At 73.2% G+C, this 15115-nt stretch carries 11 protein-coding genes; 7 read left to right on the top strand and 4 right to left on the bottom strand.

Annotated elements, in window-relative coordinates; all coding sequences use genetic code 11:
• Window positions 1–157 precede the first annotated feature (157 nt).
• Window positions 158–3277, top strand: coding sequence for a VWA domain-containing protein (locus WMF36_RS02665; RefSeq protein ID WP_437577990.1), 3120 nt, complete (start codon window positions 158–160; stop codon window positions 3275–3277).
• Between the two features lie 51 nt (window positions 3278–3328).
• Here WMF36_RS02665 and WMF36_RS02660 read toward each other — a convergent pair whose 3' ends face one another.
• Together WMF36_RS02660 and WMF36_RS02655 are read right to left on the bottom strand one after the other, a co-directional pair.
• Window positions 3329–5782 carry a family 43 glycosylhydrolase gene (locus tag WMF36_RS02660; protein WP_437577989.1) on the bottom strand — a complete coding sequence of 818 codons (2454 nt, stop codon included), beginning with the start codon at window positions 5780–5782 and terminating at the stop codon, window positions 3329–3331.
• A 309-nt stretch (window positions 5783–6091) separates the two neighbouring features.
• Window positions 6092–7486, bottom strand: a complete 1395-nt coding sequence (locus WMF36_RS02655; RefSeq protein WP_437577988.1) for a styrene monooxygenase/indole monooxygenase family protein — start codon at window positions 7484–7486, stop codon at window positions 6092–6094.
• Window positions 7487–7861: 375 nt separating this feature from the next.
• Between WMF36_RS02655 and WMF36_RS02650 the strand changes: the two genes are divergently transcribed.
• Genes WMF36_RS02650 through pyrE form a run of 4 tightly spaced genes read left to right on the top strand, consistent with a single transcriptional unit; the run spans window position 7862 to window position 9948 of the window.
• On the top strand, window positions 7862–8287 hold the full coding sequence (locus WMF36_RS02650; RefSeq protein ID WP_437577987.1) for a bactofilin family protein: 426 nt from the start codon (window positions 7862–7864) through the stop codon (window positions 8285–8287).
• 54 nt (window positions 8288–8341) lie between these two features.
• Window positions 8342–8656 carry a bactofilin family protein gene (locus tag WMF36_RS02645; RefSeq protein ID WP_272097558.1) on the top strand — a complete coding sequence of 105 codons (315 nt, stop codon included), beginning with the start codon at window positions 8342–8344 and terminating at the stop codon, window positions 8654–8656.
• A 3-nt stretch (window positions 8657–8659) separates the two neighbouring features.
• Complete coding sequence (locus WMF36_RS02640; RefSeq protein ID WP_437577986.1) at window positions 8660–9373, top strand: bactofilin family protein; 714 nt, start codon at window positions 8660–8662, stop codon at window positions 9371–9373.
• Entirely contained in the window at window positions 9370–9948 is a 579-nt protein-coding gene (pyrE, locus tag WMF36_RS02635; RefSeq protein WP_437577985.1) for an orotate phosphoribosyltransferase, read from the top strand. Before WMF36_RS02640 ends, pyrE begins: the two co-directional genes overlap by 4 nt.
• A 57-nt stretch (window positions 9949–10005) precedes the next feature.
• Here the strand turns inward: pyrE and glyQ are convergent, their stop codons facing one another.
• Window positions 10006–10953, bottom strand: a complete 948-nt coding sequence (gene glyQ / locus WMF36_RS02630; protein WP_437577984.1) for a glycine--tRNA ligase subunit alpha — start codon at window positions 10951–10953, stop codon at window positions 10006–10008.
• Between the two features lie 338 nt (window positions 10954–11291).
• On the opposite strand from glyQ, the gene WMF36_RS02625 reads away from it, so the two are divergent.
• Both WMF36_RS02625 and WMF36_RS02620 read left to right on the top strand, forming a co-directional pair.
• Window positions 11292–11765, top strand: coding sequence for a MarR family winged helix-turn-helix transcriptional regulator (locus WMF36_RS02625; protein WP_437577982.1), 474 nt, complete (start codon window positions 11292–11294; stop codon window positions 11763–11765).
• Window position 11766: 1 nt separating this feature from the next.
• Window positions 11767–13665 (top strand): chloride channel protein, encoded by a 1899-nt coding sequence (locus WMF36_RS02620; RefSeq protein ID WP_437577981.1) that lies wholly within the window; start codon window positions 11767–11769, stop codon window positions 13663–13665.
• A 40-nt stretch (window positions 13666–13705) separates the two neighbouring features.
• Here WMF36_RS02620 and WMF36_RS02615 read toward each other — a convergent pair whose 3' ends face one another.
• The gene (locus WMF36_RS02615; RefSeq protein ID WP_437577980.1) at window positions 13706–14920 is read right to left on the bottom strand and encodes a pyridoxal-phosphate-dependent aminotransferase family protein; all 1215 of its coding nucleotides are present in this window, start codon (window positions 14918–14920) and stop codon (window positions 13706–13708) included.
• Between the last annotated feature and the right edge of the window lie 195 nt (window positions 14921–15115).

Here is a 15115-nt window from a genome sequence, read left to right as displayed (position 1 = left end):
ACCGCATGCGGATCGAACGGAGGCCTCCCTGATCCCGGCGGCCGCGCTGCGCGCCCTGCCCTACGCCGCCACGCTGGCCGGCGCGCTCCTCTTCGCCGCGCTGCTCCGCCTCGCCCTCCGGCGCGGCGCGCTCCGCCGCCCGATCCTGCTCGCCTGGATGATCGCAGGCGCGCTTCCGGCGCTCCACGTGGGCCTGGTCTGGTGCGGGCTGCTCCCGGACGCCCATCTCCGGCTCGCGCGGCCCTGGGGCGCGCTGCTCGCGGCGGGCGCGACGTCGTTCATCGCGCTCCGGTACCTCGGGCTCGCGCTCGCCTCGGCGCGCGCCCGCGGGCAGGGGGCGTGGCGCGCGCGGCTCGGTGACCTGCTCACCCCCTTCGCGGCGTTTGCGGCGGCCATGGCCGTGGCCGGGCCGGAGATTGGCCGGCCACTCGACCGGCTCACCGTCCTGCTCGCGATCGATCGCAGCCGCTCGATCGACCTCGTGCCGAGCGCCGACCAGCGCGTCGCGCAGGAGCTCTCCGTCGCCGAGCTCGGCATGCGCGAGGACGACCGGATCGCCACCATCGTCTTCGCCGCCAGCGCGGCGACCGAGGATCCGCCGCGCCCGCGCTCGCAGCTCCCCGCCCCGCAGCGGGTCGCGCTCGGCCGCGACGGAACCGACCTCGCCGCGGGCATCCGGCGCGCCCTCGCCGAGGTGCCGCCCGACTCCGCGGCGCGCGTCGTGCTGCTCACCGACGGGGTCGCCACCCGCGGCGACACGATGGCCGCGGCCGCGGCCGCCGTCGCCGCCGGAGCGCCGATCGACGTGCTCCCGCTGGAGCAGCGGAGGGTCCCCGACATCCGCGTGGTCGCCCTCCGCGCGCCCTCGCGGGCCGACGAGGGCGAGGCGCTCGATCTGCGGCTCGTCACGTCGTCGCCGTCCCCGGCCGAGGTCGAGATCCGCCTGCGCCGCGACGGCGAGCTCATCGCCCGCGCCGACGCCTCGATCGCGGCGGGGGAGGACGTGCTGCGCATCCGCGAGAAGGCGCCGGGGCCGGGGCTGCACCGCTACGACGTCGAGATCACCGCGAAGGATCCGAGGCTCGACGAGGCCGCCGAGGACAACGCGGGGAGCGCGTTCGTGCGCGTGCGCGGGGCCGCGGCCGCGCTCGTGCTGGAGGGCGACGCCGGGCAGGGCGCGTTCATCGCGCGGGCGCTCGCGGACGGCGCGTTCCGGGTGGACGAGGGAGGGCTGAGCCGCGTCCCGGCCGATCTCGGGGCGCTCGCCGGCTACGACGTGGTGGTGCTCAGCGACCTCCGCGCGGCGGACCTGTCGCCGGGCCAGATCGACGCGCTCGCGAGCTACGTCCGCGACCTCGGCGGCGGCCTGCTCCTGATGGGCGGCGATCGGAGCATGGGGCCGGGCGGCTACGCGCGGACGCCGCTCGAGGAGGTCTCCCCGGTCTCGTTCGACCTGAAGCAGGAGCGCCGCCGGGCGAGCCTGGCCGAGGTGATCGGCATCGACATCTCCGGCTCGATGGCGGCGAGCGCCGGCGCCCAGACGAAGCTCGAGCTCGCCAACGAGGCCGCGTCCCGGTCGGCGTCGCTGCTCGGCCCCGGCGACCGGCTCGGCGTCGCGCACGTCGACACGGCGGTGCAGTGGAGCGTGCCGCTCGGGCCGGTCGCGGACAAGGCCGCGATCGACAGGGCGATCCGCGCCGTGGGCCCGGGCGGCGGCGGGATCTACGTCGACATCACGCTCGAGGCGGCCTACCGCGCGCTCGACCGGGACGGCTCGAACCTGAAGCACGTGCTGCTCTTCGCCGACGGGTCGGACGCGGAGAACATGGGGCCTTGCCGCGCGATGGTGGAGGCGGCGATGCGCCGCGGGATCACGACGAGCGTCGTGGCGCTGGGCCAGGGCGACGACGTGCCGGAGCTGGAGACGCTGTCGCGCCTCGGCGGCGGCCGCTTCTACCTCGTCGAGGACGCCGGGCGGCTGCCCGCGGTGTTCACGCAGGAGACCATCCTCGCCGCGAGGAGCGCGATCGTGGAGGAGCCGTTCCACGTGGCGCTGGGCGCACCGTCGTCGATCACGGCCGGCGTGCCGTTCGGCGAGGCGCCGCCGCTCGCGGGCTACGTGGTGACGGTCCCCAAGAGCCGGGCGACGGTGCTGCTGTCCGGGCCGGAGGGGGATCCGGTGCTCGCGGTGTGGTCGGCGGGGCTCGGCCGGGCCGCGGCGTTCACGAGCGATCTCAAGGACCGCTGGGGGGCGGCGTGGACGCGCTGGCCCGGCGCGGCGCGGATGATCGCGCAGGCGGCGCGCGACGTGACGCGCAAGGCGGAGGATCCGCGCGTGCGCCTCGAGGCCGAAGCGTCGGGCGGCGAGCTGTCGGTGCGGGCGAGCGTGATCGGCGACGACGGGCGGGCGCAGTCGTTCCGCCGGCTTGTCGTGCACGTGGCGGGGCCCGACGGCTTCGCGCGCGAGCTCCCGCTCGAGGCGACGGGCGCGGGGGCGTACACGGCGACGCTGCCGCTGTCGCGGCCGGGGACGTACGTGGCGGTGGCCCGGGACGAGCTCACGGGGGAGGCCGTCGGGACCACGGGGGCGGCGATGACGGCCGGCGAGGAGCTGCGCCCGACGGGCAGCGATCTGTCGCTGCTCGGGCGGATCGCGGAGTTCACCGGGGGCAAGCGGCGCGACACGCTCGCGGGGATCTTCGAGGACCGGGCGTCGAAGCGCTTCGCGTACCGGGACGCGACGCCGGGGCTGGTCAGCTTCGCCGCGCTCGCGCTGCTGCTCGCGGTGGCGGCGCGGCGGCTCGCGCTGCCGGAGGCGGCGGGGGCGTGGGCCGCGCGGGCGGGAGAGCGGCTGCGGGCGAGGCGGTGGGGAGCCACGGCGGAGGCGGCCGGCGCGGGGGCGACCGTGGGAGCGCTGCTGTCGGCGCGGGAGCGGGGGCGCGCGCAGCGTGGGACCGCGCAGCAGGGGGGCCCGGCGCAGCGCGATGACGGCCGCGGCGGGGGCGGCGACCGCGGCGGGGGCGGGCCGACGTGGACGGCGCCCCCGCCGAGGCCGGCGCAGACGGGATGGGAGACGCCGCCCGAGGGGCCCGCGCAGCCGGAATCGCCGGCGGAGCAGGCAGGCGCGCGGCCGGAGCAGCGCGGAGCGGCCGGAGCGCCGGCGGCGGGGCGAAGCACGCACGGGACAGCGGCCCCCGCAGGCCGCGAAGCGGCGCGCGAGGAGCGGCCGCTCAGCGCGGCGGAGAAGATCCTGGCGCGCCGCCGCGGGCGCCTGTGACATGGCCTGTCGGCCGCTCATCACGGGATCGGGGACGAACAACCCGACAGGTCACCTGGCCGGCACGAAGCGCAGCGACGCGAGGCGCAGCAGCTCGCCCGTGCCGCCCGTCACCTTCAAGTAGACCTCGTGGGTGCCCGCGGTGGGCTTCACGTCGCACGTGGTGGTCGCCCACTCCTCCCAGCCGCCGGTGCCGGGGATGTTGCACGTGCCGATCGCCGAGCCACCGCCCAGCGGATCGATCCAGACCTCGACGGCGCCGCCTTGCCCGGCGCTCGCGGCCTTCAGCTCGATGGCCTTCGAGCTCACTCCGCCGCTGCCGAGGTCGACGCTGCCATACATGGCCCAGTCGCCGTTCTCCAGCTCGCCCAGCACCGATCCCGCCGACTCGCTCGACACGACGCCGGCGCCGGACTCCTGGTTCGCCTCCGCGGCCGGGATCGGGGTGAAACCGTCGCGGTAAGTGAACAGGTCGAAGTCGGCGCTCCTGTTGGTCGCGAACATGCCAGCCTGGTTGCCAATCCAGGTGTGGGCCATCGCATAGAAGTGGTCGAGCGTGGAGAGGTCGATCTCGGTGCCTACCTGGGTCCAGTCGACGCCATCGGAGCTGAACCAGCCCGTGGCCATGTGGCCGGTGCGGACCAGCTTCAGCCAGACCGCCGCGCCGGAGGGCGCCGGGACCGATGCGCCCACCACGACCGGCTCGGCGAGCTCGGTGTACGCTCCCCCCTCTTCGGTCGGGGGCATCACCGAGCGCGAGCGGAAGGAGAACCGGATCTTGTCGGCCTTGTCCTCCATGACCCGCGCCACGGAGACCTCCATGATGGCGGGAAGCATGAACTTCTCGTCGCTGGCCATCCACGTCGGGGCAGAGAGCAGCTGCTCGTCCTGCCAGTAGCCGTTGCCCAGCCGGACGCCGGCCGCGTCGCCGTCGGCCTCGGGCGTGAACTCCATCTTCACGGCCATGGTGCTCGAGCGCAGCGCGTCCTTCTGCACCACCCACGTGGTCTCTGCGGCACCCGGCTTGATCCGCAGCCACTCCGGGCGGTCGGTCACCGAGTACCTGTCCTCCGACCGGCCGTAGGAGGTCCAGGCAGGTCCGATCTTGTCCGACGAGAACTCATCGTTCACGGGCAGCAGGAAGGGCGCGCTGCTCCGCGGCAGCTCGGGCGCCGGCAGATCGCGCACCTGGGTCACGAACTGCGGGACCGGGATGGTCTGCTCGCCCACTTCCTGCTCGACCCAGTCCACCGACAGGAGCAGCCCTTCACGGCCCAGCCCCATCCATTCGCCGTTCTTCCAGTCTTGGGTACCCACCTTGCTGCAGTCGTACGAGTGGGCAAAGGTCCACCAGGTGCCATCCTCGAGCTCGAACGGAGCCGTGATGTGCTGCACGCCAGCGTACGGCTCCTCGCCGGTCAGGACATAGCCGAGCCACGTCCAGTCCTCGGAGGTGCTGCCGACCAGCTTCTTCGAAGCCCAGGCGTGCAGCTGCCCGCCGCAGGCCGTGTGGGTCGACACGAAGTAGTAGTACCACTCGCCGCGCTTGGCCATGGTCGGCCCCTCGGCCCACTTGCTCCAGTCAGGATCGGTGAAGTCCCCGCAGCCGCCGGTCTCCTGGTCCCAGTTGATGAAGCTCAGATCGATGGTCGACTCCGGCACCAGCATCCCGGTGGCAGGATCGATCTCCGTGGCCAGGTTGATGCCAAAGTCGTTGGGATGGTCTGCGTCCCATTTGCACAGTCCATTCTTGATGAGCATGTAGGTCTTGCCGCTGTCAGGGTCGACGAACACGGAGTTGTCGGAGCCGGTCCCTCGTTCGTACGAGGTCTCGCTGCCAGGCGGCGTGTAGGGGAAGACGTCGACCTTGGTGGGCTCTGACCATGGGCCCGCGAGGCTCGGCGCCGAAGAGAAGTGCTGGGTGGCCCCGATGGAGTAGTAGACCCGGTACACATCGCCGGCCTTGGTGATGAAGCCGCCCCAGGTGCCCTTGCCAGGGCCGGTCTGCTCGTCCAGCGCGGTCGCGGTGGAGTGGACCACCCGGGTCACGCGCTCCCAGTGCAAGAGATCCGTCGAGCGCAGGATCTCGAAGGCCGGCATCATGTGGAAGGTGGACCCGACCAGGTAGAAAGCGTCGCCTTCCCGGTAGATGTTCAGGTCCGGGTGATCCCCGGGCAGGACGGGGTTCTGGTAGGTCGTGGGCTCGAAGGCCGCGCCGAACGTGGCCGTCAGCGTCTTGTTCGCGTCCAGGGGGATGGTCACGGGGTTGTCCAGCCCGGCGCCGGCTCCACTCCATCCCAGGAAGTTGCGGCCCGCGGCGGGCGTCGCGGTCACGGTCACCCAGCTGCCAGACGGGTACGTGTAGGTTCCAGGCGCGGGATCGGTCGTGCCCTCGCCGCCGGTCTCGATGGTGAGCGTGTATTTTGGATCGCCGCCCTCTCCGCACGCCGCGACCAGAGACCCGACCAGGAGAATCGCCATGACAGGCGCGCTGCATCGTTTCATCGTCTGCTCCTCACTGACGTCGTGTCGGCGCCATGGTTGTGCCTCGGGTACCGGCAGCGACAGTCCGCACCTCGAAGACCGTCACCCGGTAATAATCCGTCAACACCACAGTGTGAACGTTGACACGATCGACGAGATGGCTCTATGCACTCCTGATGGCGCGCGTCAAACGGTTTAGTTCGCCCTGATAGGTACCGTCGAGAAGCACGACGTGTAGATGGGGGTTCAATCAGAGGTCGCTCGACGTGCGTTGCCCCACCGTCATGACGACGCCAGTCCTGGGCAATGCCGAAGCGGCCGGCAGGGGCGTTACGCGCTCGGTCCCCCGGCGTGCGCCGGCGCTCTCGGGTGCCCGGGAGGGAGCCCGAGGCGCTGCCGCACCTGCGCGAGGCCGACGCCGACGCCCCCCGCCGCGAGCGCGAGCGGCCAGGGCTTGCCGGTCGTCTGCTGGATGAACGCGCGCACCCGCCCCACGTCCTCGAGGACCGGCGTCAGCTGAGCCGGATCGTTGAAGTTGTTCACGAAGGCGTTCGCGAGCGCCTGCTGCCGGCTCAGGTTGTCCGCCCGCCCGTCGCTGCCGTACTGCGCGAAGAGGAGGTGGAAGATCCCCGCAGACGCGCCCGAGAGGAGGAGGTTGTTGAACCGATCGATGGGCCCGCCGTGCCGCGCGTAGAAGCGATCGAAGGTGCGCGTCATCCACTCGGCGTCGAAGGGGCGGTCGCCGTGCTGCACGATGCACTCGACCAGGTTGCGCGCCATCTTGTTGCCGCTGTTGGCCCCCTGGCCGCCGATCGGATCGAGCGACATCGCCGTGTCGCCCAGCGACGTCACGATCCGGCCGGAGGGCAGCCGCCCGACCGGCTTGCGCACCGCCGGGACGACCCGCCCTTTCTGCCATCCATGCTTGTCCGACAGCTCGGCTGTCCTGAACCACTCATGGTCCCAGGGGATGAGCTCCTTCACCAGCTCCTTCGTGATCGCGAGGATCTCTTCTCCCGACGTCGCGCCCTGGAACCGGTCCATCGGCCCTCCGGGGATCGCCTCGACGATGCAGTTCCAGCTCGGTCCCACGTCCTTGTGGTGGTAAGGCACCCAGAACGCCTCCCCGAGGCCCCCGAACAGGTTGAACTTGACCGGGAGCAGCGGGACGCCGTCGAACCCGAGCTTCGGTCCCGTCACGCAGATCATGACGAGGTTGCGCTGCGCTTCGGTGTGGACGCTGCGCCCCGCGTCGCGCTCGAACAGGCTGCACAGGTCGCCTCGTCCAGCGGCGACGATGGTGAGATCGTTCTCCGCCGCGATCGCGTCGAGCCGCGGGACCGTGACGGGCTCGATGACGATCTTGCCTCCCCGCCGCTCGAGCTCGAGCATCCACCGGTGGCTCTGGAGCCGCAGGTCGATCGCCATGAAGGGCCGCTCCAGGCGGCCTGCCAGCGTCAGGAGGCGGTTGCCCGGGGCGGGGCACGCGGTCAGCTGAACGCCCTGGCCCGGGGGCGCGGCGTCCTCCCAGAAGGCCAGGCCGAGCTCGCGCTCGAACTCGAGCGCCCTGTCGAACCGGGCTGCGGTGCCGGTCGGCTTCGATTCGTTCAGCCACTGCTCTGGCGTGCGATCCGAGGTGAGCGTCACGTCGTAGCCGGCCTTCACGAGGGCGTGCGCCGCGAGCAGGCCAGCCTGTCCAGATCCCACGATAGCTATCTTGCGCATGAGGAACCCCCGGGTTGCGTTGGTCAGCGATCGACGACGCGCGCTGAGCCGTCCACGTCGGTTCGCCGTCAGGGGCACCGGAGGCGTCGCGAGCAAGGAAAGCCCAGTCAAGAGAGACCGTATCACCTCGACCAGGAGCGCCGGAAGCCTCCCCCGAGGGCTCCCCTGCAGCGGGCGGAGGCCGCCCCGCACCGAGGCCGCCCTGCGAGGCCGCCCGCACCGAGCCCGCCCGCCGGTTGCGAGGCGCAGCGCCTTGGAGTAGCGTCCGCGCCGCCGCAGGGCCGGGCGATGTCGCTCGCCCAGCTCCAGCGGACGAGCCGGGCATCAGGTGCGCGCCCCGGCTCGCGCGGCCCCCACCGCGCACTGGAGACGAGAATGGCCCGAGGCTCGACAACCACGCACCGCGAACCGGACGCCGCCGAATCGCTCATCGGAAGGGGCGCCCGCATCCGCGGGCGCGTCCACGGCGACGGCTCGCTCCGGGTCGAGGGGAGCGTCGAGGGGAACATCCAGCTGACCGGCGATCTCGAGATCGAGGACGGAGCGTCGGTCACCGGCGACGTCGAGGCGAGCTCGCTCGTCGTCTCCGGACAGCTCACGGGCGACGTGACGTCGCGCGGCCCCGTCACCATCCGGGCGACCGCGCAGTACGCCGGGAACGTGGGCGGCAGCGAGGTGATCCTCGAGGAAGGCGCGGCGTTCGCCGGCCGCATCGAGGCGGAGTTCGACCTGCCGGCCGAGCTCTCGGAGCGGACCGGCGGGCGCGCACAGAGCCCCCGACGCGAATCGGCGGGGCGGTAGCGCGCGTTGACGGACGAAGAATCGCGCCGCCAAGGCGCGACGAGGAGCACGAACGTGGCGGGTACGATCATCGGAAACGGGCTCACGATCGAGGGCGAGATCACCTCCGACGAGGAGGTGATCGTCGCCGGGACGGTGCGCGGAAAGCTCACCGTCGAGGGGCCGCTGACCATCGACGCAGGGGCGCTGGTCGAAGCGGACATCGGGGCGGCGTCGCTCCAGGTGGGCGGCAACGTGACCGGCAACGTCACGGCAGCCGACCGCGTGGACCTCCTCGCGGGCGGTCGCCTCGTCGGCGACGTGAAAGCGTCGCGGCTGACCATCGCGGACGGAGCCTCGTTCAAGGGCAACGTCGACATGGACGTGTAGCCGATGGCCGCCCAGTCCTCGATCGGGCCGACGACGGCCATCCGCGGCAACGTGCAGGGCGACGGGGATCTCGAGATCCTCGGCCACGTCGAGGGGAGCGTCGTCATGACCGGCGACGTGACCATCGGCGAAGGCGCGCTCATCCAGAGCGACGTGCGGGGGCGGCGCGTGGTCGTCCGCGGCTCGGTCGCCGGGAACATCTCCGGCGAGGAGGCCGTGATCCTCGAGCCCGGCGCGCGCGTCGTCGGCGACCTCGGCGCGCCGCAGATCGGCATCCACGCCGGCGCGCTGGTGCGAGGCAACGTCACCACCGGCGCGCCGCTCGCCGCGGCGCCCGCCCCGGTCCGGGCCGCCGCCGCTGCGGTCGCGCCGCGCGCAGCGGCCGCGCCTGCGGCTGCGGCTGCGCGGCCGGCGCGGGCCCCCGCGGAGCAGCGCGCGCCCGCGCCGGCCGCGCGGCCTGCGGCCCGCCCCGCGCCTGCGCCCCGCCCCGCGCCTGCGCCCCGCCCCGCGCCGGTCGAGGCGAGGCCCGCGCCTGCGCCCGAGCCGCGCCTCGCGGCGGTGCACGACGACGAGGAGGCCGACCTGTCGGCCTCGGCCGCCGGCGAGGGCGACGAGCCCGACGCGGCGGAGGGCGCCGGCGGGCCGCCGCCGCCCGTCGTCCCCGCGCTCCGGAAGGGGGCCGCGAAGGCGTCGCTCCGCAAGCGAGGCGGGCGGTGAGCGTCGCCGGCGCCTCGGAGCGGGAGCGGCTCGTCGCGCTGCTGCGCGAGCGTTCGTTCGAGCAGAAGCGCGTCGTCCTCGCGTCCGGTCGCGAGAGCGACTTCTTCATCGACTGCAAGCAGTCGGTGCTGACGGCCGAGGGCCACGCCCTCGTCGGCTCGCTGATGTTCGAGGCGCTCGACGCGCTCCCCCGGTGCGAGGCGGTCGCCGGCGTCGAGCTCGGCGGGTGCCCCCTCGCGAGCGCGGTGTCGCTCACGAGCTTCCTGCGCGGCCGCCCCCTCCCCGCGCTGTACGTGCGCAAGGACGTCAAGGACCACGGCTCGCGCCGCCTCGTCGAGGGGGATCGCGGGCTCGTGCCCGGGATGCCCGTCGCGATCCTCGAGGACGTGATCACGACGGGCGGCTCGACGCTGAAGGCGGTCGAGAAGCTGCGCACCGCGGGCGCCTCGGTGGTCGGCGTGATCGCCCTCGTCGACCGCCTCGAGGGCGGCGCCGAGGCCATCCGCGCCGCGGGGCTGCCGCTCGTCGCGCTCTGCACGCGCCGCGACTTCCTCCCGGACAGCCCGCTCGCCTGAGGCGGACGGCCGCCCGGCGAGGCGGCGCGCCGCTGCGCCGCCTCCGCCCGCGGCGCGCTACTCCGCCGCCTTCGCCTGCGGCTCGCCGAGGAGCGGGTAGCCGAGCGCCTCGCGCTGCGCGAGGTACGTCTCCGCGACCGCCCGCGCGAGCGCGCGGACCCGGCCGATGAAGCGCTGCCGCTCGGTCACGCTGATGGCGCCCCGCGCGTCGAGCACGTTGAAGCGGTGCGCCGCCTTCACCACGAAATCGTAGGCCGGGAGCACGAGCGCCTTCTTCGGGTCGATCGCCGCCCCCTTCGCCGCCGGATCCGCGCCCCGGTAGAGGAGCCGCTTCACCTCGGCCTCGCACACGTCGAACGCCGCGAAGTGCTCGGGGATGTCGGCCTCCTCGAAGTTGTAGGTCGACCACTCCCACTCGGCGCGCTGGTGGAGATCCCCGTAGCGCACGACCTTCCCGCCTCTGTCCGAGTAGACGACGTCGTAGATGCTGTCCTTGTCCTGCAGGTACATCGCGATCCGCTCGAGGCCGTACGTGAGCTCGCCGGAGACGGGGCGGCAGTCGATCCCGCCGATCTGCTGGAAGTAGGTGAACTGGGAGATCTCGAGCCCATCGATCCACACCTGCCAGCCAAGCCCCCACGCCCCGAGGGTCGGCGACTCCCAGTCGTCCTCGAGGAACCGGACGTCGTGATCGAGCGGGTTCGTGCCGATCGCGCGCAGCGACTCCAGGTAGAGGTCCTGGATGTCGAGCGGGCTCGGCTTGAGGATCACCTGGAACTGGTGAAACTGCTGCATACGGTTCGGGTTCTCCCCGTAACGACCGTCCGCGGGCCGCCGGGAAGGCTCGACGAAGGCCACATTCCAGGGCTCGGGGCCGAGCGCGCGCAGGAACGTCGCCGGGTTGAAGGTGCCAGCGCCGACCTCCGAGTTGTACGGCTGCACGATGAGACAGCCACGATCGGCCCAGAACTTCTGCAGGGTGAGAATGAGGTCTTGAAAGGTCATGGTGGGAGGGCCGGTTCTTAGCCTGGATCGCCCGCGCAGGCGACGCCCCGCGAAGGATCCCCCGCACGGTCCGCCCGATGGGCGCTCTTCCACGTGGGCTCGCGCCGCGCGCCGCACGCCCAGGTGGAAGACCGCCTCTGCCGCCCGCCCCGGCGTACCCCGTCGAGGACGGCCCCGCCTCGGCCCCGACTGACCCCGCGAGGCGCCGCACGCCGCTTGCGCCCGGTCGGCGCGCGGCGTAGCTTCCCGCGCAATATATGGGCTCCCATGCATCTCCACCAGCGCGGCGGAAGGCCGCCGCGCCGCAGGCCCCCGGCGGGCCGGACGCGCAGCGGGTCATGGACGCGATCCGCGCCATCGTGCAGCGCCTGCGCGTCTCCTCGCGCGCGTGCGAGCGGCGTCTCGGCCTGAGCAGCGCGCAGCTGTTCGTGCTGCAGCAGCTCGACCAGGCGGCCGCCGCGTCGGTCGCCGAGCTCGCGCGGCGCACGCTCACCCACCAGAGCTCGGTGTCGGTCGTGGTGACGCGCCTCGCCGAGCGCGGCCTGGTCACCCGGCGCGACTCGCCGGAGGACGCGCGCCGGACCGAGATCTCGCTCACCCCTGCCGGTCGCGCGCTGCTCCGCCGCGCGCCGCGCACCGTGCAGGCCGAGCTCATCTCCGCCGTGGACCGCCTGCCGGAAGACGAGCGCCGCGGGCTCGCGCAGAGCCTCACCACCCTCGCCCGGGCGCTCGGCGCCGGCGACGAGGCCCCGCCCCTGTTCTTCGAGGGCGAAGAAGCCCTCACCGCCGCCGGGGCCGGAGACGAGAGCTGACATGTCGAGCGTGAATGCCCCCCACACCGCGGCCGCCGAGAGCATCCCGGTCGCCCCCTCGATGGGCCCGGCCCTCGAGGTCCTCCACGTCCCCGCCCCCAGGGCCGCCGTCGACCGGCGGGTCGTCCTCGTGAGCGGCCTCGCGATCGCGATCGCCGGCGTCGCTTTCCTCGCGGCGGAGCTGCTCACCGCGCTCATCGCCGTCATCACGAACCTCGCGTTCTTCGGCCGGCTCTCCGCCGGACCCGCGTCGCCCGCCGAGCACCACGTGGGCGCGCTCGTGCTCGTCGTGCCGATCGCCGGCGCGCTCGTCGTCGGCGTGATGGCGCGCTACGGCTCCCAGGCGATCCGCGGCCACGGGATCCCGGAGGCGATGGAGCAGGTGCTCTTCAACCAGAGCCGCATCCCGCCGCGGATGACGCTGCTCAAGCCGCTCTCCGCGGCGATCGCGATCGGCACCGGCGGGCCGTTCGGCGCGGAGGGGCCCATCATCGCGACCGGCGGGGCGCTCGGCTCGCTCGTCGGGCAGCTGCTCCGGATCACCGCGGACGAGCGCAAGACGCTGCTCGCCGCGGGCGCGGCGGCGGGCATGTCAGCGACCTTCGGGAGCCCGGTGGCGGCCGTGCTGCTCGCCATCGAGCTCCTGCTCTTCGAGTACCGCCCGCGCTCGGTGATCCCCGTCGCCCTCGCCGCCTCCACGGCCGCCGCGGCGCGCCTGGCCGCGGGCGAGACCGCGCCGGCGTTCGAGATGGCGGCCGTGGCGCCCTCGACCGGCCCGGCGCTCGTCTTCTACATCGCGCTCGGCGCGGCGCTCGGCCTCGCGGCGATGGGCGCGACCCGCGCGATCTACGCGATCGAGGAGGCGTTCGAGCGGCTGCCCCTCCACTGGATGTGGTGGCCGGCGATCGGCGCCGTCGCGATCGGCGCGGTGGGCTACGTCGCGCCGCGGACGCTCGGCGTCGGGTACGACAACATCGACGACATCCTGAGCGGCCGCCTCGCGCTCGCCGCGCTCGTGTCGCTCTCGGTGCTGAAGTTCGTCTCCTGGTCGATCGCGCTCGGCAGCGGCACCTCGGGAGGGACGCTCGCGCCGCTCTTCACCATCGGCGGCGGGCTCGGCGCGATCCTCGGCCTCTCCGCCGCCGCGCTCTTTCCCTGGCTCGGCGTGGACGCGCGCGTCGCCGCGCTCGTCGGGATGGCGGCGATCTTCGCGGGCGCCTCCCGGGCGCTCCTCGCCTCGGTCGTCTTCGCGTTCGAGACGACCCGGCAGCCGATGGGGCTGCTGCCGCTGCTCGGCGGCTGCAGCGCGGCGTTCCTCGTCTCGATCCTGCTGATGCGGCACTCCATCATGACCGAGAAGCTCGCCCGCCGCGGCGCGCGCGTGATGGCCGAGTACGCGGCCGATCACCTGGCGCAGATCACCGTGCGCGACGCCGCTTCCCGCCCCGCCGTGACGCTCGCCGCCGACGACACGGTCGAGGCGGCCCGCGCCTTTCTGCTGTCGCAGGCGGAGGGCTCGCGCCACCAGGGCTTCCCGGTCGTGGACGGCGGAGGGGAGCTCGTCGGCGTGGTCACCCAGCGCGATGTGCTCACCGAGCAACCCGGCGCGCTCGCGATCCGCGACCTCATCCGGCGGCCGCCCGCCGTGGTGTTCGACGACAGCTCCCTCCGCGAGGCCGCCGATCACATGGTCACCGAGGGCGTGGGCAGGCTGCCGGTCGTGTCCAGGCAGGCGCCCCGCAAGGTGCTCGGGATGCTGACGCGCAGCGACCTGCTCGACGCGCACCGGAGCCGGCTCGAGGCCGCGCAGCGCCGCGAGCCGGCGCTCACCGCCGCGACGCCTAGCGAAAGCCAGGTGATCCCTCCCCGGACCGCCGGTGGCGCCGGCGGGCGGAGCTAGCGGCGCCGGCGGGCGGAGCTAGCGGCGCCGGCGGGCGGAGCTAGTCGACGAAGTACTCACGGTCACCCGCGAGCCCCTGCTCGAGCGCGGCCATGCCCTCGGAGACGTCGAGCTTCACGCCCTCGCGCTGGAAGCTCATGCCCATGGCGTAGAGCGTCTTGAACAGGTTGTGCGAGCGGCACTGCTCGCCCATCTGGCCGACGCGCACGATGTTCAGGCCGAAGGCGCCCGAGATCTCGACGCGGAAGGCCTTGGTCATGTACTCGCGGATCCGGGCGCTGTCGGCGCCGGTCGGCAGCTTGATGGCGAGCACGCTGTTGAGGCGCACGTCCTTCGAAGCGAACAGCTCGAGCCCCATCGCCTCGAGGCCCGCCTGCATCGCCAGGGAGCTCATCTCGTGGCGGCGGAACCGCCGCTCGAGCGTCTCCTCGCAGACGAGGCGCAGCGCCTCGTGCAGCGCGAGCACGCCGGGCACCGGCGCTGTGTAGTGGTACTGCTGGTAGCCCCAGAACCGCTGCGCGCGCGTGGCGTCGTAGCACCAGTGCGGGCGCGGCGAGGGGCGCTCCTCGACGACCTTCCACGCGTCCTGGGAGAACGCACAGGCCGACACGCCCGGGATCGACGACAGCGCCTTCTGCCCGCCGACGATGCCGACGTCGATGCCCCACTCGTCCATGTGCACCGGCATGGCCGTGAGCGTGACCACCGCGTCGACGATCGTGAGGGTGCCCTGCGCCTTCGCGAGCTTGCAGATCTCCGGCAGCTCCACCATGCGGACGCCGCAGGACGTCTCGCCGTGCGCCATCGTGATCACATCGTACCGCTGCTTCTTCATCGCCTCGCGCACATCCGCGAGCGTCACGGGCCGGCCGGGCGGCCCCTCGAGGAAGGTCACGTCGGCGCCGACGCCGAGCGCCATCTCGCCGAGGCGCCCGCTGAACGTCCCCACCTTCAGGCAGAGGACCTTGCGCCCGGGCCAGCACAGGTTCGAGACGGCCATCTCCATCGCCGCGGACGCGGGCCCGGCGAGGCCGATGATCTTGTCGCTGCGCGTCTGGAACGCGTAGGCCGCCATGTACTTCACGTTCTGGATGACGCGATCCATGGTGGGGCCGAGGTGATTGATGATGACCCCGTTCGCCTGGGCGACCGCCTGCGGGATGGGCACCGGACCGGCGCCCATGAGGAGCAGCGGCTCGGACGGCAGGATCGCGGCGAGGGGCGTGATCGGCGGGGGCAGAATGGAGAACGACATGGCAGGACCTTGGGCGAGAGCGCGGAGCGCGCTAGCAAGCCCAAAGCATCCTGCCGCGTCAAGCGCTACCCGGCAAGCCGGCCAGAGGAGGTCCTGCTCGCCGCACGACCCTGGGGGGATGAGCCATGCGACGAGCAGGGCCCCCTCCGGCCTACCGCGGGGGGGAGGAGAGCGCCGCGGCGCCTGAGCCCGAGA

The organism is Sorangium sp. So ce887 (assembly GCF_051521455.1).
Taxonomy (GTDB): Bacteria; Myxococcota_A; Polyangia; order Polyangiales; family Polyangiaceae; genus Sorangium.
Note: the sequence above shows the minus strand (reverse complement) of the source record. Positions and strands in the feature narration are given on the sequence as shown.